This is a genomic window from Streptomyces sp. NPDC048257, from assembly GCF_043201855.1.
Lineage (GTDB): Bacteria > Actinomycetota > Actinomycetes > Streptomycetales > Streptomycetaceae > Streptomyces.
In genome coordinates this window covers 1-21599 of sequence record NZ_JBICZI010000033.1, presented here as the reverse complement: position 1 = coordinate 21599, position 21599 = coordinate 1, and the positions used below count along the sequence as shown (strand labels likewise).

The 21599-nt window shown below is 72.0% G+C and carries 17 protein-coding genes; 7 read left to right on the top strand and 10 right to left on the bottom strand.

The features are described 5' to 3' along the window. Positions 1–44 precede the first annotated feature (44 nt). Positions 45–1217, top strand: a complete 1173-nt coding sequence (locus ACGFZK_RS34805; protein ID WP_393852820.1) for an acyl-CoA dehydrogenase family protein — start codon at positions 45–47, stop codon at positions 1215–1217. 9 nt (positions 1218–1226) lie between these two features. Here ACGFZK_RS34805 and ACGFZK_RS34800 read toward each other — a convergent pair whose 3' ends face one another. Then, positions 1227–1676 carry a cell division protein SepF gene (locus ACGFZK_RS34800; protein ID WP_393852819.1) on the bottom strand — a complete coding sequence of 150 codons (450 nt, stop codon included), beginning with the start codon at positions 1674–1676 and terminating at the stop codon, positions 1227–1229. A 285-nt stretch (positions 1677–1961) separates the two neighbouring features. Between ACGFZK_RS34800 and ACGFZK_RS34795 the strand changes: the two genes are divergently transcribed. The 4 genes from ACGFZK_RS34795 (at position 1962) to ACGFZK_RS34780 (ending at position 5757) form a co-directional block, all read left to right on the top strand. After that, the gene (locus ACGFZK_RS34795) at positions 1962–3245 is read left to right on the top strand and encodes a DUF5685 family protein (protein ID WP_393852818.1); all 1284 of its coding nucleotides are present in this window, start codon (positions 1962–1964) and stop codon (positions 3243–3245) included. 90 nt (positions 3246–3335) lie between these two features. After that, positions 3336–4160: a DUF1684 domain-containing protein gene (locus ACGFZK_RS34790; protein ID WP_393852817.1), complete on the top strand. Its 825-nt coding sequence runs from the start codon at positions 3336–3338 to the stop codon at positions 4158–4160. 135 nt (positions 4161–4295) lie between these two features. Then, positions 4296–5180, top strand: a complete 885-nt coding sequence (locus ACGFZK_RS34785; protein WP_393852816.1) for a S1 family peptidase — start codon at positions 4296–4298, stop codon at positions 5178–5180. Between the two features lie 97 nt (positions 5181–5277). Then, positions 5278–5757, top strand: a complete 480-nt coding sequence (locus ACGFZK_RS34780) for a hypothetical protein (RefSeq protein ID WP_393852815.1) — start codon at positions 5278–5280, stop codon at positions 5755–5757. Between the two features lie 31 nt (positions 5758–5788). Here the strand turns inward: ACGFZK_RS34780 and ACGFZK_RS34775 are convergent, their stop codons facing one another. The 9 genes from ACGFZK_RS34775 to ACGFZK_RS34735 form a co-directional block, all read right to left on the bottom strand. Next, on the bottom strand, positions 5789–6688 hold the full coding sequence (locus ACGFZK_RS34775) for a DUF4231 domain-containing protein (protein WP_393852814.1): 900 nt from the start codon (positions 6686–6688) through the stop codon (positions 5789–5791). An 85-nt stretch (positions 6689–6773) separates the two neighbouring features. After that, complete coding sequence (fxsT, locus tag ACGFZK_RS34770) at positions 6774–10763, bottom strand: FxSxx-COOH system tetratricopeptide repeat protein (RefSeq protein WP_393852813.1); 3990 nt, start codon at positions 10761–10763, stop codon at positions 6774–6776. Beyond that, positions 10747–12159 (bottom strand): TIR-like protein FxsC, encoded by a 1413-nt coding sequence (locus ACGFZK_RS34765; protein ID WP_393852862.1) that lies wholly within the window; start codon positions 12157–12159, stop codon positions 10747–10749. Before ACGFZK_RS34765 ends, fxsT begins: the two co-directional genes overlap by 17 nt. 43 nt (positions 12160–12202) lie before the next feature. Then, the gene (locus ACGFZK_RS34760; protein ID WP_393852861.1) at positions 12203–12937 is read right to left on the bottom strand and encodes an aminoglycoside N(3)-acetyltransferase; all 735 of its coding nucleotides are present in this window, start codon (positions 12935–12937) and stop codon (positions 12203–12205) included. An 86-nt stretch (positions 12938–13023) separates the two neighbouring features. Further along, complete coding sequence (fxsBH, locus tag ACGFZK_RS34755) at positions 13024–15276, bottom strand: radical SAM/SPASM protein FxsBH, inactivated beta-hydroxylase extension form (protein ID WP_393852812.1); 2253 nt, start codon at positions 15274–15276, stop codon at positions 13024–13026. A gap of 29 nt (positions 15277–15305) precedes the next feature. After that, positions 15306–15470, bottom strand: a complete 165-nt coding sequence (gene fxsA / locus ACGFZK_RS34750; RefSeq protein ID WP_393852811.1) for an FxSxx-COOH cyclophane-containing RiPP peptide — start codon at positions 15468–15470, stop codon at positions 15306–15308. Positions 15471–15752: 282 nt separating this feature from the next. After that, positions 15753–16016 carry a hypothetical protein gene (locus ACGFZK_RS34745; RefSeq protein ID WP_393852810.1) on the bottom strand — a complete coding sequence of 88 codons (264 nt, stop codon included), beginning with the start codon at positions 16014–16016 and terminating at the stop codon, positions 15753–15755. 147 nt (positions 16017–16163) lie between these two features. Continuing rightward, positions 16164–17066 carry an alpha/beta fold hydrolase gene (locus ACGFZK_RS34740; protein ID WP_393852809.1) on the bottom strand — a complete coding sequence of 301 codons (903 nt, stop codon included), beginning with the start codon at positions 17064–17066 and terminating at the stop codon, positions 16164–16166. 394 nt (positions 17067–17460) lie between these two features. Further along, on the bottom strand, positions 17461–18069 hold the full coding sequence (locus ACGFZK_RS34735) for a TetR/AcrR family transcriptional regulator (protein WP_393852808.1): 609 nt from the start codon (positions 18067–18069) through the stop codon (positions 17461–17463). A 138-nt stretch (positions 18070–18207) separates the two neighbouring features. On the opposite strand from ACGFZK_RS34735, the gene ACGFZK_RS34730 reads away from it, so the two are divergent. Together ACGFZK_RS34730 and ACGFZK_RS34725 are read left to right on the top strand one after the other, a co-directional pair. Further along, the gene (locus ACGFZK_RS34730) at positions 18208–19605 is read left to right on the top strand and encodes a purine-cytosine permease family protein (RefSeq protein ID WP_393852807.1); all 1398 of its coding nucleotides are present in this window, start codon (positions 18208–18210) and stop codon (positions 19603–19605) included. A 33-nt stretch (positions 19606–19638) separates the two neighbouring features. Continuing rightward, a complete protein-coding gene (locus ACGFZK_RS34725; RefSeq protein WP_393852806.1) occupies positions 19639–21294 on the top strand; it encodes an amidohydrolase in 1656 nt (551 codons plus the stop codon). Positions 21295–21599 lie beyond the last annotated feature (305 nt).

Here is a 21599-nt window from a genome sequence, read left to right as displayed (position 1 = left end):
GGCATCACGCGGCCGCCAGGCCGCCACGCCGCCGGGAGGCCCACGTGTCCGCGTTCCTGCCCCTTGATCCGCTCGGGCTCGACGAGCTCCTCGGGCCCGAGGACCTCGCCGTCCGGGACACCGTGCGTGCCTGGGCCGCCGACCGGGTGCTGCCGAACATCGCGCAGTGGTACGAGAGCGGCGAGCTGCCCGGGATCCGGGACCTGGCGCGCGAGCTCGGCGGGATCGGGGCGCTCGGGATGTCCCTCGACGGCTACGGCTGTGCCGGTGCCAGTGCCGTGCAGTACGGGCTCGCCTGCCTCGAGCTGGAGGCCGCCGACTCCGGGATCCGGTCCCTCGTGTCGGTGCAGGGCTCGCTCGCCATGTACGCGATCTGGAAGTACGGCTCCGAGGAGCAGAAGCAGCGCTGGCTGCCCGGCATGGCCGCGGGCGAGCTGATCGGCTGCTTCGGGCTGACCGAGCCCGACGTGGGATCGGACCCCGCCGCGATGCGGACCCACGCCAAGCGCGACGGCACCGACTGGGTGCTGAACGGGCGCAAGATGTGGATCACCAACGGGTCGGTGGCCTCCGTCGCCGTGGTGTGGGCGCAGACCGACGAGGGGATCCGCGGGTTCGCGGTGCCCACCGACACCCCCGGGTTCTCCGCGCCGGAGATCAAGCACAAGTGGTCGCTGCGGGCCAGCGTCACGAGCGAGCTGGTGATGGACGACGTACGGCTGCCCGCGGACGCGGTGCTGCCGCTGGTCACCGGGCTCAAGGGGCCGCTCGGCTGCCTCAGCCACGCGCGGTACGGGATCATCTGGGGGTCCATGGGCGCGGCGCGGGCCAGCTTCGAGTCCGCGCTCGGCTACGCGAGGACGCGGGAGCAGTTCGGCAAGCCGATCGGTGGTTTCCAGCTCACCCAGGCCAAACTGGCGGACATGGCCCTGGAACTCCACAAGGGCATCCTGCTCGCCCACCACCTGGGCCGGCGGATGGACGCGGGCACCCTGCGGCCGGAGCAGATCAGCTTCGGCAAGCTCAACAACGTCCGCGAGGCCATCGAGATCTGCCGCACCGCGCGGACCATCCTCGGTGCCAACGGGATCTCCCTCGAATATCCCGTCATGCGGCACGCCACCAACCTCGAATCGGTCCTCACCTACGAGGGCACCGTCGAGATGCACCAGCTGGTGCTGGGCAAGGCGCTCACCGGCCTGGACGCCTTCCGGTGAGGGCCCTGCTCAGCTCTGGTTGAAGAAGTCGCGCGAGCGGCCGCCCGCTTCGCCGCTGACGATCTGGGTGTCGGCCGGGGTCAGGAGGAAGACCCTGGTCGCCACCCGCTCGATCGAACCGCGCAGCCCGAAGGTCAGTCCGGCCGCGAAGTCGACGACGCGCTTCGCGTCACCCGGTTCCATCGAGGACAGGTTGACGATCACCGGCACCCCGTCGCGGAACAGCTCGCCGATCCCCCGCGCGTCACGGAAACCGTCCGGGGTGACCGTCGCGATGCGACGGCCGTGCTCCACGGCCGACTCGGAGGCCACCCGGACCCGGGGGTCGGTGACCCACTGCTCGCCGGGGCCGGCCACCGAACCCTGGGGGGCCTGCGCGTAGTCGTCGTCGTAGTAGCGCTCGTCGTCGCTGTCCTCCACGAGACCCAGCCAGGCACTCGCCTTGCGCACCGAACCCATGGACTGCCTCCTTTCACCGCGGTCAGTCTGTCTTCTCTCAGCTGCCCCTATGCTCGTCCATGATGCTGACAACGCGCCAAGTGGATAGTCGCCGCGCAGGGGTTTCGTGACGGTACTGGTGCAGAACATCCGTTGCACGGTCAAGGATCCTGGTGGCTACCACTGCTGACTGAGTGAAAATACGACCGCCGCCGCCGTACGGGTGAGCGACGCGGACGTACGGGTGAAAGCCGCGGGTCGATACGATGCCCGGCAAGCACGCGTACGACACACGGGGGAAGCAGCTTGTTCGGCATCGTGAGACCTTGCACGCACCGGTTGGGAGAGCGGTTCAAGGCGGAGTGGATGGCTCATCTGTGCGGGCTGTGCCTGGCACTTAGGGGAGATCACGGACAGTTCGCCCGGATCGTGACGAACTACGACGGGCTGCTGGTCTCCGTTCTGACGGAGGCTCAGTCGGGTCCGGCGCCCGGTGCCCGGCGCACCGCGGGGCCCTGTCCACTGCGCGGGATGCGCACCGCCTCCGTCGCCCAGGGCGAGGGTGCGCGGCTCGCCGCCGCCGTCTCGCTCGTCCTCGCCTCCGCGAAGGTGCGCGACCACGTGGCCGACCGGGACGGGCTGTTGGCCCGTGCCCCCATCGCCCTGGCCGCGCGCAAGGTGGCCCGCGGCTGGGACAGGGCCGGAGCACGCACCGGAGCCTCGCTCGGCTTCGACACCGCGGTGCTCGTCGACGCCGTGGACCGGCAGGCGGGCATCGAGACACTGGCGGGACCGGGCACGCCCGTGCTCGTGGTGACCGAGCCGACGGAGACCGCGACCGCCGCCGCCTTCGCCCATACCGCGCAGCTGGCCGGACGGCCAGGCAACGCCCCCGCGCTGGCCGAGGCGGGCCGGTACTTCGGCCGGCTCGCGCACCTGCTGGACGCGGTGGAGGACCAGGGCGCCGACGCCGTCGCGGGCGCCTGGAACCCGCTCACCGCCACCGGGACCTCGCTCGTCGAGGCCCGCAGGCTCTGCGACGATGCCCTGCACGGCATCAGGCTGGCGCTGCGCGAGATCGAGTTCACGGACGCGGGCCTCGCCCACCGGCTGCTCGTGCACGAGCTGCGCACCTCGGTGGACCGGGCCTTCGGCACCAGCAGCTGCGGCCACACGGCGGCGGCCTCCACCGGGCAGGGCGGCAACCCGTACGCGGGCGGCCCGCAGGCGGCGGACACCCCGTACGGCGCGAATCCCTACGGCGGGAATCCATACGGCGGCAACCCCTACGCCCCGAACGCTTCCCAGACCCCCGGCGGGCCGGGCCTGCCGCCGCCCATGGGGCCCGGTGGTGGCGGCGGTGGCGGCGGCCTGCCCCCGCAGCGGCCGCGCCGCGGACTGCTCGCGGGCTGCGCGGTGGCCATCGGGCTGTTCTGCACCTGCCAGATGTGCTGCACCGAGTACGAGGGCCCGTGGTCGCGGGAGCGGCGCGAGCCGCTGTGTGACGGCGAGGACTGCTGCGACGGCTGCGACTGCTGCAGCAACTGCGGATGCAGCGACTGCTGCTGCTGCCCCTGCGACGGCTGCTGAGCCCGGCTGCTGAGCCTCTTTCGGATTTCACAGGTCCGGACGGCGTACGCGGGGGTTCCCGTCCGGACCCGTGTGGAAGGGGTGAGCGGGATGAGCGACGACGCAGACGACGCAGACGATCCGCACGCCGCGTGGCGGGCATGGCACGAGCGCAGGGACGCGGCCGTGTCCGCGCCGTACGGTCCCCTCGCGCTGACCGCCACGCACTGGCTCGCCGACTACCCGGAAGGTCGAATTCCGGCCGTTCCGGGGCACTGGCGCGCCACGGAGGCCGGTGTGGCACTGACCGTCGCCCCCGAGGACTCCTGCCACCTCGACGGCGAGCCCTTCACGGGTGACGTCGCACTGGGCGCCGACGAGGCCCCGCCCGCGCACGCGCGGCTCTCCGCCCGGGAGCTGCGGATCGTCGTGATCCGGCGCGAGGGGGAGTGGGGCGTACGCGTCTTCGACCCCGGCTCCGAGACCCGCCGGGCCTTCGCCGGCGTCGAGGTCACCCCCTACGACCCCGCCTTCGCGCTGCCGGGGCGATTTCGGCCGTACGCCGAGGACCGGAGCGTCCAGGTGGAGAACGCCGACGGGCGGGCCCGCGGCCTCGGCCTCGGCGGGGAGCTGGTCTTCCCCTACGCGGGCGCCGAGCACACCCTCCAGGTCGCCGTCGAACCGGACGACGGCAGCCTCTGGGCCGTCTTCGGCGATGCCACCGGCGGACGCTCCAGCTACCGCTTCCGCTTCCTGAAGCCCGGCATACCCGACGCGCGAGGCGCGATCACGGTGGATTTCAACCGGTCCCTGCTGCCTCCCTGCGCCTTCGCGGACCATTTCATCTGCCCCTTCCCGCCGCCCGGGAACACGCTCCCCTTCGAGGTGGCGGCGGGCGAGCGGAGGCTGAAAGCCGCTCTTGCGACCGGTATCTGACGCCAGGACACTCCCGACAGCGCTTGTCAGGGGCACGGCCAAAGTTCATGCGCCCGCCGTGCCCCCGGCTGCGCCTCACGGGCTCTGGCACCCCCACAACCGCCGGGCCCCCGACCCTCTCCAGGAGGACGAGAAGTGAGGATCAAGCGCATGACCCGTACCAGGCTGCTCGCGGCTGCCACCGGCCTGGCCGCCGCCGCGGCGCTCGCCGTCCCCACGGCCGCGAGTGCGGACGCCCAGGACGGCGGCTTCAGCGCCGACCGGCTCGCCTCGGCCGGCGCATCCGTCCTGCGTGCCGACGTGGCGGGCACCGCCTGGCACACCGACCCCGCCACCGGAACCCTCGTGGTCTCCGCCGACTCCACCGTCTCCGCGGCCGGTATCGCGAGAATCAAGCGCGAGGCCGGAGCCGACGTCGGAGCCCTGCGCATCGAACGCATCCCCGGCAAGCTCTCCAAGCTGGTCTCCGGCGGAGACGCCATCTACGCCACGAGCTGGCGGTGCTCGCTCGGCTTCAACGTACGCAGCGGCAGCACGTACTACGCCCTGACCGCGGGCCACTGCACCGACGGCGCGGGCACCTGGTGGAGCAACTCCGCCCGCACCACCGTCGTGGGCTCCACGGTCGGCTCCAGCTTCCCGACGAACGACTACGGCCTCATCAAGTACGCGAGCAACTCGCCGGTGCCGCCCGGGACCGTCGGCAGCCAGGACATCACCAGCGCCGTGAACGCCACCGTCAACATGTCGGTGACCAGGCGCGGATCCACCACCGGTATCCACAGCGGCCGGGTCACCGGGCTCAACGCCACCGTCAACTACGGCGGCGGCGACGTCGTCTACGGCATGATCCGCACCAACGTCTGCGCCGAACCCGGCGACAGCGGCGGCCCGCTCTACTCGGGCACCCGCGCCGTCGGCCTCACCTCCGGCGGCAGCGGCAACTGCTCCTCGGGCGGGACGACCTTCTTCCAGCCGGTCGTCGAAGCCCTCAACGCATACGGAGTCAGCGTCTACTGACGGTGACTCACGCGCCCCCGTCGCACCCCTGGACGTCCTCCCGCCTTCTGGGAGGATGTTCGGGGCGGCCGTGTCCACGGGGGAGGCTGGTTTCTGCATGAAACGCATCGGCGTGACCGGGCACCGAGCCATTCCGGACTCGGTGCTCGGCCATGTGGAGGACGGCCTGCGGGCCGTACTGGGCGGCCACGAGGGGCCGATGGAGGCCTTCTCCAGCCTCGCCGAGGGCGCGGACCAGCTGTTCGCCGCCATCGCGCTCGAATACGGCGCCGGCCTCACCGTGGTGATCCCCAGCGGGGACTACGAGGACGCCTTCGAGGACGCCGAGGCCCTCGCCCGCTACCGGGGGCTCAAGGTCCGGGCCACCCAGGAGGTCCGGATGGACTTCGCCCGCTCCACGGACGAGGCCTACTACGCCGCCGGCACCTACATCGCCGACTCCTGCGACCGGCTCGTCGCCGTCTGGGACGGGCAGCCCGCCCGCGGGCACGGCGGCACCGGCGAGATCGTCGCCTACGCGCGGGCGCTCGGCAAGCCCGTCACCGTCATCTGGCGCGAGGGCGTGACCCGGGACTGAGCCACGCCCCCGCCCTCTGCCGCAGCACACCTCAACTACTGTGCCGCGCAAGCCAGTCCGTGTGCTGCGGGGACACGTACCGCTCCGTCTCGTACACCGACGAAGGCCACTGGGACTCGGTGATGGTCGTCTGCATCACGACCATCATCGCCGCCAGATCCTGCTCGATCAGGGTGTGCGCCTCGATCAGCGGATGGTGGCGGCGCACCTCGTTCCAGGCGATACCGGCCGCCGCCGCCGCGCTCAGCAGCGCGGTCAGCCTCGGCCCCGGACCCGACCCGAACGACCCCAGCAGCGCGAACAGCAGCGCCAGACAGGTCAGCAGCACGATCGTCCACGACCACAGGTTCGTCGCCCGCCGGGACACCTCCGTCCGCCGCCGGTACCAGTTGCGCTGCTCGATCAGCCGGTCCCGCACATACGTCTCGCGCCGCACGTGGTAGTCCATCCCGCGCAACCGCTGCATCGCGCCGGTGATCTCCCCGCCCTGCGGCACCGTCCCGGCGGCGGCCCGCGGATCGTCCCAGCCCATCTTCCGCAGCTCGGCCAGCCCCGCCTCCAACCGGGTACGGTACGCCGCCTCGGGCTCGGCGACCTCGCTGCCGAACGGCGCCCCGTGCACCGCGTACCGCCAGGCCAGGGACTTGATGAACTCCGCCGCACTGCGGTTGAGCTGCCACTGCGGGCGGGCCCGGCGCCGTGTCGCCCGGATGCCCACGCCCAGCACCCCCGCGTACGCGAGCACGCTCAGCAGCCCGAAGAGGTACATCGAACCCAGCTTCGGCCCGGCGGGCAGCGCGGCGGCTCCCGCGGCCGCGACCAGCAGCAGCAGCTGGGCGCGGGTGGCCTGGGTGGATTCCCGCTGCCGGGAGATCGCCGCCTGGTCGGTGTGGTGGAAGAGGGCCGGCAGGTCCTCGTTTCGGAAAGTCATGCTGTCGGTCACAGCGCCCCCCTGCTGTCGGGTGGCGGGCGGCGGGAGACCCGCGGTCGCGGAGCCCCCGCCGCCCTCCGTCGGATCAGACGGCGAGAGGCTCCAGGTCACGGTGGACCCGTCGCTCGTCGCGCGCGTAACGGGCCAGACTGTGCTCCTCGCCGAGCAGCCGGGTCAGCTCGGACACCGCCTCGGACCGCAGCCGGGCCGCCTCCTCCTTGCGTCCCATCGAGTCCAGGCTGATCGACATGTTGGAGCTGCCCGCCAGGGTCTCGGGATGGTGCGCCCCGAGCGCCTCGCGCAGCCGCATCACCGCGAGCCGCTCCAGCTCCAGGGCGCCCTCCGGATCACCCAGATCGGCCCGGGTGTTGGCCAGGTTGAGATGGGCGAAGACCGTGTGCGGGTGGTGGTCGCCGAGCACGTCCCGCATCCCCCGTATGGTCTGGCGCAGCATCGCCTCCGCCGTCTCGGCCGCGCCCGTGCCCCAGTGGAAGACCGCCAGGTTGTTCACGGCCGCCAGCGTGTACGGGTGCCGCTCGCCCGGCACCTTCACGTACTCGTCCACCACCTCCTGCGCCAGGTCCCGCGCCCCGCCCGCGTCCCCGGTCGCGAACAGGTCCGAGGCCAGGTTCAGCTCGCAGGACAGCAGGTCCGGATTGACGGAGGTGTACTTGGCCCGGTAGCGGGCCCGGGTGGCCGTGGTCAGCCGGAAGGCGTCCTCCAGCTGACCGGCCCGGCGCAGCGACACGGCCAGGTTCTTCGCGGCCGACAGGGTGCCGGGGAAGGCCCGCCCCAGCGTCCGCTTGTAGGTCTCGTACGTCCGGCTGAGCAGCTGCACCGAGTCCTCGTACCGGCCCACCTCGCGCAGGTCGCGGGCGAGGTTCTGCGCGGAGGACAGGGTGTACGGGTGCTCCGGCCCGAGCACCTCCGTGCGCAGGTCGTGCACCTCCTGGTCGATCTCACGGGCCCTGGTGTACTGACCCACCAGCCGCAGGTTCAGCGCCAGGTTGTTCGCGGCGGCCAGCGTGCGCGGGTGCGCCTCGTGGAAGATCTGGCTGAAGCCCTCGTGCGCGTCGGTCGCCAGCTCCATCGCCTGGCCGTACTGGCCCAGCGCGCCCAGGGTGTTGGCCAGACCGCTCATGGTCATGTACGTGTGCGGGTGCGAGGGACCGAGCACGGCGCGCTGCCGCTCCAGCGTGACCTCGTCCAGCTCCTTCGCCTCCACGAACCGCCCCTGCGAGCGCAGGATGTTCGACAGGTGGAAGCGCAGGTACAGGTACTGCAGGTCGTCGTTGCCCAGCATCTCCTTCCAGGACTCCCGCAGCTCCTCGCCGAGCGCGTACGCGGCCTTGAAGTCGCCGCGCTTCCACAGGTAGCGCACCCGGTCGATCAGCAGCCGGCGCGTTTCCGGCTCCTTGCAGAACCGGGCCTCGGACGGGGTCAGGTGGGACCAGATCGTGTTGAACCGCGGCCACGTCTCCGGGTTGTCGATCGGCTCGTCGTCGTCCGGCCGGGCGCCCGCCAGGATCCGGTGGACCGCGTGCCGGGCCTCCCGCTGCTCCTCCTCGGTCAGCTGGGCCCGGATCACGGCCTGCACCAGCCGGTGCACCTGGATGCTGTTGCTGACCTGGTCGACCTTGGCCAGCGCGAACCGGCCGATCTCCCGGATCACCCGGCCCAGCACCAGCTTCTCCTGCAGCGAGGAGTCGTACGGCTTGAGGGCGTCGATCATCTCCTTGCTGTAGAGCAGGTTCGCGGAGATCGGCTCGGGAGCGAGGAAGGCGCAGAGCTGGAGCAGCCGGACGGCCGCGGGGGAGCGGGACTGCAGCCGCTCGATGGAGATGTTCCAGGTGGCGGCCACCGGCTCCGGGTAGCCGGGCGGCTGGTTCAGGGCCAGGACCCGGGCCGCCTGCTGGGCCAGCTGCTCGATGTACGCGGACACCGGCGTCGCCGTCTCCGCGATCCAGGCCCCCGCCTGCTCGACGGCCAGCGGCAGGTCGCCCACCGCCACCGCCACCTGCTCGGCGTCGTCCTTGCTCAGCCCCGGGGCCCGGCGCTGGAGGTGCTCGATGGACTCCTCGCGCAGGAACACGTCCACCGGCAGCGCGTCACCGTACTGCGACCAGGACTGGTTGCGGGAGGTCACCAGGACATGGCCCGGGCCACCCGGCGGGAAGAACCGCTTGAGCGTCTCCGGATCGTCCGCGTTGTCGAAGACCAGCAGCCAGCGGGAGGAGGGCACCCCGCGCCGCAGCAGGTCGATCGCCTCCTGGGAGGCGGCCGCCATGTCCTCGCCGGTCTGCGCGCCCAGCCGTACCGCCAGCTCCGCGAGGGCCGCGACCACGTCGTCGGTCTGCTCCGAGGAGATCCACCACACCAGGTCGTAGTCGGCCATGAACCGGTGCACGTACTCCAGCGCCACCTGGGTCTTGCCGACGCCACCGAGCCCGAAGAGGGTCTGCGGCTGCGGCAGCACCACGGCCATGCCGCCGCCGAGCTGGTCGCGCATCCGCTCCAGCACGATGCTGCGCCCGGTGAACCCGGGGTTGCGGGGCGGCGCGTTCCAGATCTTCGGGACGGTCCCCGGGAAGCGGGGGCCGGGCTGGGAGGTGCTGTTGACGCTGTCGGGCAGCGCCATGGGCCGCTCCACCGCACGCAGCAGGGCGGTGGTGGCGTGCACCTCGTCGAGCCGGAAGAGGTCCACCGGATTGCGGTCGATGTACGGAGTGGAGAGCCGTACGTCACCCACCCTCAGCGGCACCAGCTGGCGCCGGCCCCCGGTCGGGTCCTCGGCGGCCGCGCGCTCCCACACGTCCACGGCCCGCGCGGACTTGAGGTAGGCCGAGGACAGCAGCACCACGGTCCGGGCGGCGGTGTCGATGCTGATGCCCGCGCCGCCGAGGGTGTCGCCGACGGTCGCCCCCGGGGCCCGCTCGGCCGAGACGTCCTTCGGCACGACCCGGAAGCCGGCCCGGGTGAGCACCGACTCGATCCAGTCGGCCCACATCCGGTTCTCGGCGACGTAGGACAGGAACAGGTCGGCCGGCAGCGCCGGGCGGCGCCGGGTGAAGGCGTCCCTGATGCGCAGCCGGACCTCCTCCCCGATGACCGGCATGGAGGTGATGTGGCCCTCGGTGACCACCGCGGTGAGCCGCTCGAAGGCGGAGAGCAGCGAGTTGGTGACCCCGGCCTCGTCGCCGAAGGTGGCGAGCGTCTCCTCGTAGGCGTAGTAGGGGCGGTACGGGATCTCCACCGCGCCCCAGTAGGAGGTGAGCTCGTCCCCGACCAGGCCGTTGGGGAAGCGGTCGAACTTGATCCGGGCCAGCGCCCGGCCTGCGTCGGCCTTCTCCTTTTCGCCCTCGTCGATGCGCATCGGCACCGGGTAGATCTTGATGCCGCGGTCGTTGAACCGCTCGTCGATCTGGCGGGCGACGGAGGCGGCGCCGTCGATGGACTGGTCGGACAGGGTGAAGCAGTCCACGAGGACGTCCGGGAGGTGGACCGTGCAGATGTCCGCGATGTCGGACAGGCCGGTGCGGCTGTCGATCAGGACGTAGTCGTAGTTCCTCTTCATGTCGGCGCGTAACGCGTCGAAGAAGAGCCCGCCGCCGAGGCGGTCGTAGAAGTTGTCCCAGTCGAAGGTGGACACGGTCGCCGAGTACTCGCGGTTCTGCAGGCCCGCCGAGACGAAGTCCAGGGTGCCGCCGTCCGGGAACTGCCAGCCGTGGGTCTCCGGGGTGAGCGAGACGGCGTGCGGCTCTATCCGCGCGTAGTCCTTGTGCCAGTCGTCGGGGCGCTGCGCCGGGCTCGTCGCGGCCCAGGCGTACTCGCTGATCAGGTCGATGACCCCGGTGGTGGCCCCGAGCGTGGAGGGGTCCAGGAAGGGGTGGAAGAAGCGGTGCAGGCCCGGCGCCTCCAGGTCCCAGTCCACGGCGAGGACCTTCTTGCCGTTGGCGGCCAGAATCCAGGCGGTGTTGGCCAGCGCCATGGTGCGCCCCGTGCCGCCCTTGTACGAGTAGAAGGTGACGATGCGTCCGTCACGGCTGTCGCTGCCGCTGTCACTGCTCGCTGTCATCCGCGTCCCCCCGGTCGGTGTCGTTGTCGTCGTTGTCGTGGAGGCCGGCGCCCGCCGGCCCGGTCCGGTACCGGTCGGTGTCGGGCGGGAAGGGGACACGGGGCGAAGGCGGCCCGGGCGGCCCGTTCATCCCCATCGGCCCGAGGAGCCGGGGCCGTTCGATGGACGTGTCGCCCTTCGGCGGATACGGCTGGGCGTGTCTGAGGAACTGCTGGGCGGCGGCCTCGACCACCTGCGGCAGGATCTGGCCGAGGGTCTCCACGTTGGCCACCCCGTTGGCGGCGGCCCGGCAGGCGGCCCGGCCCTGGCCCATCGTCCTGGGCATGGTGCTCTCCAGCCGCTCGGCCAGCTCGGTCTCCTTCGACCGGCTCTGGTGGTCGTAGCGGTTCCACGGCACGACCACGTTGACCCAGGGCCGGGGATCCCGGTCGAAGGCGGCCAGGCGCTGGCGCCGCTGCTCGTCCTCCACCGCCCAGCGGTCGACGATCAGGATCTCCGGCCGGGTCGGCAGCTGCTTGCCGTCGAGGTGTCCGGCCTCGTCGTCGAAGGAGGACATGGTGGTCTGGTAGTTGAGGTTCTTGACCAGGTCCTCGGCGACGTAGGCGATGGGCCGCAGGGCGACCGGGTGGTACGGGTTCCACTCCAGGGCGCTGTCCCCGTAGTACTCGGGGGTGCGGCCCTCCGGCAGATCGTGCCGGGAGGCGGCGGCCACGGTCACGTGCAGGGTGCGGGCGGGGCTGCCGCTGGAGCCGAAGGCACTCGGCACGTTCCGGTAGTCCAGCGGGCGGATGGGGTCCAGGTGGGCGGTCTCGGCGACCTGGACGATGCGCCGGGCGAGCTCGTACACCGCCTGCTCGTACTGCTCGGCGTATCCGCGCAGTTTGATCAGCCCGTACAGGCCGTCGGTGACGTAGCGCTCGCCGAAGGTGTTGTGGTTGAACTGCAACCGCTCGGCCGGGCCGGGGAGTTGCTCGGGTGGCACCGGCACCCATAACGCGGGCACGATGGCCTCGGTCTGTTTGTTGCTGACCGCGCCGTGCTGGACGGCGCGCTGCGCGAAGGCGAACCACTCCTTCCCGCACATCTCGCTGGCGAAGTAGCGCGGCGAGAACAGGGGAACGAAGACACGGCAGTTGGCGAGTGCCCGGGCGAGCCGTTCGGACCAGCCCTCACCGCTGCGTATCTCGCGGTCCATGAACCCGACGTCGTACCCGGCACGCAGATCCGTCAGCGCCATGACGTGCCCGCAGAGATCGCGGAAAAGGCGCTCGACCCACATGTCGGGGTCGGGTCCCCCGGCCCCGAACCTCGGCGTATGTGCGTAACTGAGAAAAAAGTACGGCTCCCCTGATGCGGGCACACGACCCCCGTCCCGAAGATGCGAGCGAAGAAACATCATTCCGGAGCTGCTTCGCCACATCCCCTCATCGTTCAGTCAATCAGCGTCTGTTTTCGGTCATCCACTCAAGGGCGTGATCGACGGCCTCCGGGAGGGAGAAGAGCATGGTCGACGCGCCTCCCACCCGCCCCCTGCGCACCCGGGAATCCGGGAACGCGTCACCGATCTCCGCGAAATCGCTGTCGTCCAGCGCGACGTCCTCGTACGCGGTCCACTCCCCCTCCTGCCGGTGCCTTTGCGGCCCCGGAAGGTTCACCTTCACCACACACTCGTACATGCGCAAGGGGGGCTTCGGATTTCGGTACTCCGCGAGATGGAACGCGGTGCAGACCGAAAACCCCACATTGATCATGAGTACCTGCCCGCCCTCCCAGCACAGTTTGCCCAGGGGCGACTCTTCCCCCAGATGGCAGGCGAGGCGATGGCCGGAGCAGAGCCGCTGCGCGTCGGCGCCGAGGGCCGCGAAGGAGGTCTGCGGATGGGCGCTGCGCGCGGCGCCCGGCGCGGTGCGGACGGCCTCGGCGAGGGAGCCCATGCCCTGGCTCGGGGTGATCGCCGGGTCGAAGGCGGGCATCCGGTCGCGGAAGGCCCGCACCCCGGCCTCGTCCAGGCCGCCGATCCGCTCCAGATGGGCGCTGGAGGTCTTGGAGTTCTCCGGGGTGAACGCGGGGACCACCAGGGTGCCGCGCGGCCCGAGGACGCCGATCAGCGCGTCGCGCAGCTGCTCCGCGCGCAGCCCGGTCCCGCCCAGCGAGGCGTGCACCATGAGCCGCATGCCGGGGCGGACCCCGAGCAGCCGTAACTGCAGGGCCAGCCGGAGCCTCCCGGCGGTGGGTGAGGCGGGGGAGGGTGCGGCGGCGGTCACGCGTCGACCGTCTTCAGTTCGTAGCGGAGCTCCGCGACCAGCCGCTTGCCGGTGACCGTCAGTTCCGCCGCCTCCGACAGGCGGTCAAGGGCCTGGTGGATACGGTCCGAGCCACCCGGCTCGGGCGCCGCCGTGGCCCTCCGGTACGCCTCCACCGCCACCCGCTCGTGCACGTCGGCCAGCAGCCGGGAGACCGGGACGGGCCGCTCCCGCCACGGCGAGCGGTGCTGCCACTCCCCGTCCAGCGCGTACAGGTCGGCCACCTCGGTCAGCGCCCGCAGCCGGGTCCGCCGCCGCCCGGTCAGCAGCGCGAGCGCGGTCTCCCGCACCCCCGCCGCGTACGGCACGCCGAGCGCCCCCGGCCCGTGCCGGCCGGCCTCGCCCCAGCCGCCCGCCCGCGGGCCGCCCGCGAGCGGGGTCAGCGTGGTCAGGCCGGTGGCCGCCGCCCGCGCGAACTCCGGCACCGCCTGGTGCAGCAGCGCCCACGCCCGGTCCAGCCTGCCCCGCCACTCCTCGGCCTCGCCCGTGCCGAGGCGGAGCCTGGGCGGGCGGGCGAAGCAGTTGCGGTACGGGTCGAGGTCCTCCAGGGCCACCGGAGCCGCGTCCGGCCCGGGCGACCAGGTGCGTACGGGCTGCCAGCGGGCGTCACCCGCCGCGGGCCCGAAGCGGTGCTCGGCGCGGCCGTCCCGTACCGCGTACCCCTCGTCGGTGACGTGCAGTGCGGCCCGGCCCTCCGTACCGGGCTCGCCCAGCCGCAGCAGCCCCAGCGTCGGCAGGTACACCTCGCCGTCCCGGTAGGCCACCTCGGCGGGCAGGTCCAGCCCGCCGCGCAGTACGGCCGCGGCGGCCAGCGCGGTCAGCCTGCGGGCCGCCTCCGGGGCGTCCTGCCTGCCGTCGCGGGCGGCGTCCAGGGCCGCCAGTACCCAGGTCCGGGTGAAGGGGTGGTCGAGTACGGCGTCCAGGGCGTCCGCACCCGCCTCCCCGGCCCGTTCCACGGCGGAGAGCACCTCCCAGGCGCTCGCCCAGGCGGGGTCGGCGGCGAGGTCCACGTGCAGCCGGGCCAGCAGGATCCGGGTCAGCTCCTCCTGGGACCGGGCGAGTTCGGCCGGGTCGGAGAGCTGCGGCGCGGTCTCCCGCGGCGCGGTGCGGCCCTCGACCCCGTCCACGAGCTCGCGCAGGTCGGTGCAGTAGACGGAAGGGTTGTCGAAGCCGTTCCGGTCGCGGTAGCGATGGGTGTAGAGGCCGCCGCCGCACGAACGTACGACGGGGCAGCGCCGGCACGAGTCGCTGACGCCCGCGAGGCCCAGCTGCCGGGCGCGGACCCCGGGGTGGGCGGCGACCTGGTCGAAGGCGTGGTCGAAGACGTTGAACCCGGTGGCGGCGGCCCCCTCGAAGGCGCTCTTGAGCGAGTCCACCTGTTCCAGGCTCCCGTCGGTCTCGACGACGACGAGGTCGGTGGGCGCGAGGCCGAGCGACTCGGTGAGGCTGGGTCCGCCGCGCAGGGTGGAGAGCAGGGACTCGAAGAGCCGCACGGGCACCGGGCGCCCCAGCCGGTCCCAGTGGTCGAAGATCCGCAGGAGCCAGCGCGCGTACGCGTCGGGGGCGCCGTCGGGGCGGGCCGGGGGCGTCTCCCAGGTGGCGTGCGGGAGGAGGAAGTCCACGCGCGGGGGCTCGAGTTCGACCAGCGCGTCGAGTACGGCGACGGGGTCGTTGGCCACGTCCACGGTGCAGAGCAGACCCTGGTACAGGTGGCGGTACGGCTCCGAGCGGAGCAGCGCGACGGCGGCCAGGACCAGCGGGTGGCTCGTACGGCCGTCCGCGAAGCGGCGGTGGCGGTCGTTGGCGGCGCGGTCCCCGTCGAGGGAGATGCCGACCCGGACGCCGAACTCGTCGAAGAGGTCGAGGTAACGGGTGCTGAGCTGGAGCCCGTTGGTGTGGATCCGCAGGTCGAGGGAGGCGATCCCGCTGAGGGCCCGGCTGAACTCCTCGCACACGAGGCGGAGCCGGGCGGTGCCCGCCAACAGGGGTTCCCCTCCATGGAGAATCACCGTGACGGAGGGGAGTGCATGGTCACGGGCATGTTCGGCGAGTCGTGAGGCCGTAAGCGAAATAACCTCGGGGGAGATCACTTTCGGCCGGGCCCGCCAGCTCTGATCTGCGTGTTCGTAGACATAGCAATGATCACAAGCGAGATCGCATCTGCTGTGGACTTTCAGGACGATCTCACGAAATGCGATCAGGCCGGTCATTCCACCAGTCTAGAGCGCTTGGTTCGGTGTCAGAGCGCGGAGTTGAAGATCGGTGCCTGAACCGGACGAGCGGATTCGGCCGGCAGCACGCGACCGAGCGTCGACGCCGCGGACGCGGTGTGGACGTCGATCTTGGTGAGCGGGACCCGGTGGGCCTTGACCGGGCTGGTCGCGGGGGATGCTGATGTGTTCACGGCACCGTCCTTGGGGAAGCCATGTGGAATGGGCATGTGAATGACACCAGCGGCGCGCTGCTGTCAAGCGAGGACTTTACTCGGCCACACCCCAATGGCAACCGAGACATGACGCCTGGTCAAGCGTTCTATGTGAAGGGTGGCGGATTTCCCGAGGCGGTGGATTCGGCCGTTTGCCGGACGGAAAGATCCATTTCATCGAGGCCGCCCCGACGGCGGTCCGGGCGGCATTCCGGGCGGTGGTCCGGGCAGTGGTCCGGCGTTTGCCCGGCCGGACCGGCCCTACGTCGGCCGCACCTCGCTGACCTGGGTCGATGCGAGGCCGTGTCCCGCCGGCCGGGAGTCCGGCGCGGCCGGCGGCGAGCCGCCCCCGCCGAAGAGCAGGAACAGTGCGGTGATCACCGCGGCGGCGGCGCCGATCGCGCCCACGACGTCCCCCTTGGAGGCCGCACCGGCGGTGGACTTGGTGTGCTTGTAGACGGCGTGGCCGACGAGGAGCCCGACGGCGAGGATCACCAGGCCGACGTCGTCGATGTGCAGGGTCATGGGACGGCCTCCACGGCTCCGGGGCCCGCTCCGTCGAGTGGACGCGGGCTCAGCGCCGGGACTTTACTCGGCTGAACGCCGTCGGCAACCGGAGTGCGGGAGACGTCCTTTCAGGTCGGTTTCGAAGGTGGATCGGGTCAACGCCCCCTACGCGGGCTGTTGTTCGTTGAGATCCGGTGCCGGGAGGTCGCGCAGCAGCCAGTTCAGTACGTCGGGCAGCGCGCGCAGGGCGGCGAAGTGCGCGGCGGCGGGGACGATGTTGGTGGTGGCCCCCGGGATGCGGCGGGCGAGCCAGCGGGAGTGGCCCACGGGGGAGAACACGTCGAGCTCCCCGTGCCAGATCAGCACCGGGCAGCGGATGCCGGCCGGGTCGAAGCCCCAGGGCCGGCTGAAGGCGAGGACGTCGTCGATCCATCCGTACGCCGAATGGCGCAGCCCCTCGCGGTAGTTGCGCAGGAGCATCGACCGCAGGCCGGCGTCCGAGACGATCATGCGGTCGTTGGCGGTGAGCTCCCGGCGCAGTTCGTCCAGGAGCCGTCCGGGGTCCTTGCGGATGCCGTCGGCGCGCGGGATCAGCCGGGCCGCCAGCTCCTCCGGGTCGGCGGTGGCGGTGGTGTACTCCCGTACGTTCGACGCGGCCATCCCGGCGAACCAGTCCAGGTCCTCCGCGTCCCGGGGGGCGAGGCCCACCATGGCCGCCGTCCGGGTGACCCGGTCCGGGAGGAGGGCGGCGCAGGCCAGTGCTCCGGCGGCGCCGCCGGAGCGTCCGGCGACCGCGAAGGTGTCCAGTCCGAGGGCGTCGGCGACGGCGGCCACGTCTTCGGCCACGTCGGCGACGGTGCGGCCGACATGGCGGTCGGAGCCGCCGTAGCCGGGTCTGTCGTAGGCGATGAGCTGCATTCGGCGCTGGTAGAGGACCATGCCCCGGGGGGCCGGGCCGAGGCGGCTGCCGGGCATGCCGTGCAGCAGGAAGACGGGTTTGCCGTCGGGGTCTCCCCAGCGCTCCACGGTCAGAGCGCGCCCGTCCGCTGTGCGCACCTGATGGCGCACGCGCTCCCTCCTTCACGATCGATGCGAGTCGTCACGGCGATTGTGCTCGCTGGGGGAGGAGCGCGGTAGGGCGCACTTCGAGCGGAATTCTTGTGAATGGCTTCACAAGAATGAGAACGCCTTCGATGTCTCTGCATATGCCCTGGTCAAGGGGGCGCACTGGGGGGCGTGAACAGGTGTGAACGGCCCTTCGCGGCGCCTCGGAGGGGATTTAGGCGCGGTGGCTTCCGTTTTCGGGCGGCGAATTGGGGCGGCGGACCGGGCCGTGGGGAAAAGGCCGGCCGGCGGTTCGGGCCGGGTGTGAAAGGGAGAAGTTCCGGCTGCTCGGGCTGCTCCGGCTGCTCCGGCTGCTCGGGCAGTCCGGGCGGGCCGGGCAGTCCGGGCGCCGGGTCCGCTACGGCACCGCGCGGGGGACGAGCAGCGCCGCCGCCGAGCGGGCCTGCTCCAGAGCCCGGGCCCGGTCCGCGCCGCGCTGGCCCAGGACGACCCGGGTGCTCAGGCCGTCCAGCAGGGCGAGCAGCTCCGAGGCCCGCGCGGACACGTCCATGGGCGCGAAGCGGCCCTGGTCCACGCCCTTGGCCAGGAGCGCCTCCAGGTCCCGCTGCCAGCTGTCGTCGATCTCCTCCTGGGCGGCCTTGAGCGGCTGGTTGGAGGCGGTACGGGCCCACAGCTCGATCCACAGCGTCCAGCGCGGGTCGCGGGGCCCCTCGGGGAGGTAGAGCTCCAGGAACTGGTCCAGCTTGCGCGCCGCCGTCACCCGGCGGCCCAGCAGCGCCCGGCGCTCCCCGGTGAGCTGGTCCTCGCTCCAGCGCAGGGCCTCCAGCAGAAGCCGGTCCTTGCTGCCGAAGTAGTACAGGATGTGGCCGCCGCTGGTGCCCAGCCGCTCGGCCAGCGCGGACATGGTGAGTGCGGCCAGTCCGTCCTGGGCGATGGCCGTCATGGCCTCTTCCAGCATCCGCTCCTGGGCGATCTGCCCATCGCGCCGCCGTGCTGCTCCCGCCACCGCTCCCGCCCTCCGGATCTTCGCGGGCCGACCTTATCCCGGACAGGGTCTTGACGAGGTCGAGGTCCAGCCTTCATCTTGAATGCCATTCAAGAAATTAGAACGTCATTCAAGATCGTTCAAGGTCAGGGGTCCACCATGGGGCAGCAGGAGACAGCCGACGTCGACGAGGTGTTCCGGGTCGAAACCCATGGGATCGACCCCATTCCCGACGCCGAACGCCACGGCGGCGCCAAGGATCTCTTCTGGCTCTGGTTCGGCTCCAACCTCACCTTCACCTACGTGATCAACGGCGCCCTCGCCGTCGCCTTCGGGCTCTCCTTCTGGCAGGCCACCGCCGTGGTCGTCATCGGCGGGCTGTCCTTCTTCGCCATCAGCGCCGCCGGACTCAGCGGCATCCGCACCGGCACCGCCACCCTGGTCATCTCCCGCGCCGCCTTCGGCGTACGCGGGAACTTCCCGGCCGGCGTCCTCAACTGGGTCGTGAGCATCGGCTACACCATCGTCAACACCGTGGTGGGCACCCTCGCGCTGGAGGTCTTCTTCGCCGAGATCGGCTGGCAGAGCGGCACGGCCGGCCGCGCCGTTGCCTTGCTGGTCACCCTCGCGCTGACCTTCGCCGTCGCCATGTGGGGGCACGCCACCGTGCAGTTCGCCGAGCGCTGGATGGCCTACGTCCTCGCCGCCGGCTTCGGCGTCCTGCTGCTCTTCGTCCTGCCCGGCACCGACACCGACACCGCCGCCGCGGCCGCCGGGCCCGGGCTCTCCGGCTGGAGCCTGGCCTTCGTCGTCATGTTCGCCGGACCGTTCTCGTACCTGCCGATGCCCGCCGACTACACCCGCTACCTGCCCCGGACCACCTCGCTGAAGTCCATCACCTGGATGGGAGCCCTCGGCGGATTCGTCTCCTCCGTGGCCCTCGGCGTCGCGGGCGTGGCCGCCGCCACCCAGACCGACATGACCGACGCGGTCGCCGGGGCCGAGAGCCTGCTGCCCGGCTGGTTCCAGCCGCTCTTCCTGGCCCTCGTACTCGGCGGCTCGGTCACCAACTCGATCATCACGCTCTACTCCTCCAGCCTGAACCTCCAGGTCCTCGGCATCCCGTGGAGCCGCGCCCGGGCCATCGTCATCAGCGCCGCCGTCACCGCCCTCGGCTCGCTCGCCGCGCTCTTCCTCACCGACTTCACCACCTCCCTGCTCTCCTTCCTCTCCCTGCTGATCATCGTGTTCGCCCCCTGGGGCGGGGTCTTCCTGGCCGACATGCTGCTGCGTCGCTGCCACTACGACGCCGACGCGCTGCACGCCGGGAGCGCGGGCGCCTACTGGTACCGCTCGGGCTACCACTGCGCAGGCGTCACCGCCCTCCTCGCCGGAATGGCCTTCGCCGCCCTGACCTGCGACTCCGAGCTGTGGACCGGGCCGCTGGTCGCCCCGCTCGGCGGCGCCGACCTCACCCTGCTCGGCTCGGTCGTCTCCGGCCTCACCTACTGGGCCCTCACCCGCCGCCGGGTCGCGGCGTACGCCCCGGCCGCCTGAACGACACCGCCACACGTAATGGAGCCCCCTCACATGGCACGCCACCCCTTCCCCGCCGACCTGCTGCTCACCGGAGCCCGGATCCACACCGTCGACCCCGACCTGCCCGAGGCCGAGGCCCTCGCCGTCCACGACGGGCGGATCGTCTGGGTCGGCCCGGACGACGGGGCCGCCGCCTGGGCCGGACCGGACACCGAGCGGATCGACGCGGGCGGCAGGCTGGTCCTGCCCGGCTTCATCGACGCCCACAACCACGTCCGGCTCGGCTCCGACGCGGACTGCGTCCAGCTGGCCGGGGTGCGCAGCATCGAGGGCATCCACGAGCGGATCCTGGCCTGGCGGGAGGCCAACCCGGACGCCGGGTGGATCGAGGCCGAGGCCTTCGACTACTCCGCCATCCCCGGCGGGCGGATGCCGTGCGCCGCCGACCTGGACCCGGTCACCGGGCACACCCCGGCGATCGTCCTCTCGTACGACGTCCACACGGCCTGGCTGAACACGGCCGCCATGCGGCGGCTCGGGGTCTCGCGGGACCGCACCGACCTCCCCTTCGGGACGGCGGCGGTGGACCCGGAGACCGGCGAACCCACCGGATTCGTCAAGGACTTCGCCATCAAGGGACTCTCCCGCGACGGCCACCGGGCGCTGCACGAGCTGGGCGTACCGTGGGCCTCGCCGGACCGGCAGTACGGGCGGCTCGCCAAGAGCCTCGACGCCGCCATCGGCTTCGGCATCACCACGGTGGTCGAGCCGCAGAACTCCCTCGACGACCTCGAGCTCTTCGAACGGGCCCGCTCGGAAGGGCGGTTGCGCTCGCGGATCGTCGCGGCGCTGTTCCACCCGCGCGGCACCGGCGACGCCGATCTGGACGAATTCGCCGACGCCGCAAGGAGGTTCGCCGGTGACCGGCTGCGCGTCGGCCCGCTCAAGCTGTACATCGACGACGTGGTGGAACCGCGTACGGCCGCGCTGCTGGAGCCGTACACCGGATGCGGCGCGCACCGGGGCGAGACCTTCTACCCGGCGGAGGAGTTCGCGGAGCTGCTGGCGAAGCTGGACGCGCGCGGCTTCCAGTGCTTCGTGCACGCGACCGGCGACCGGGGCATCCGGACCGTCCTGGACGCGGTGGAACACGCGCGGACGCTGAACGGCCCGCGCGACGCCCGCCACCAGGTGGTCCACGTGGAGTGCCTGGACCCGGCGGACGTACCGCGCTTCGCGGAACTCGGGGTGATCGCGTGCATGCAGCCGCGGCACTGCGCGCCGGAGATCGCGGGCCCCGGCCAGGACTGGGCGGAGAACGTGGGCGAGGGCCGCTGGCACAAGGCCTGGCCGATGCGGAGCCTGCACGAGGCGGGGGCGGTGCTGGCGTTCTCCAGCGACTGGAACGTGGCGGAGATGGACCCGATGGTCGGCATCTACACGGCGGTGACGCGCCGCCCGCTGTCCGGCGACGGCCCGGCCTGGCAGCCCGCCGAGACGGTGGACGTGGAGACGGCCGTGTACGGCTACACGATGGGCTCCGCCCACGCCAACTTCCTGGAACGGGAGCGCGGTTCCCTCACGGTGGGCAAGGCGGCGGACTTCGTGATCCTGTCCCGGGACATCCTCACCGTCCCGGCGGACGAGATCCCGGGCACGGTCGCCGAGACGGTCGTGGTGGCGGGCGAGGTGGTCCACCGGCCCTGATCCCTGCGGACGGCTCGGCGGTGTGCGGTGCGGTCCCCTACGTGCTCAGCCGTTCCCGGCTCGGGGTGTGCCCTGCGGGCGGCTCGGCGGTGCCCGGCGCGGCTTCCCCTTCGCTGGGTGGGCGCCTCAAACGCCGGCGGGGCCGGGTGCCCTGCGGGCGGCTCGGCGGTGCCCGGCGCGGCTTCCCCTTCCCTGAGCGGGCGCCTCAAACGCCGGCGGGGCTCGATGGGTGGGTCGGGGCCCCGCACGAGGGTCTCCTCGGCTCGCGCACTTGGCGGTGGTCCAGCCGTGCGGCCTGGGTTGCG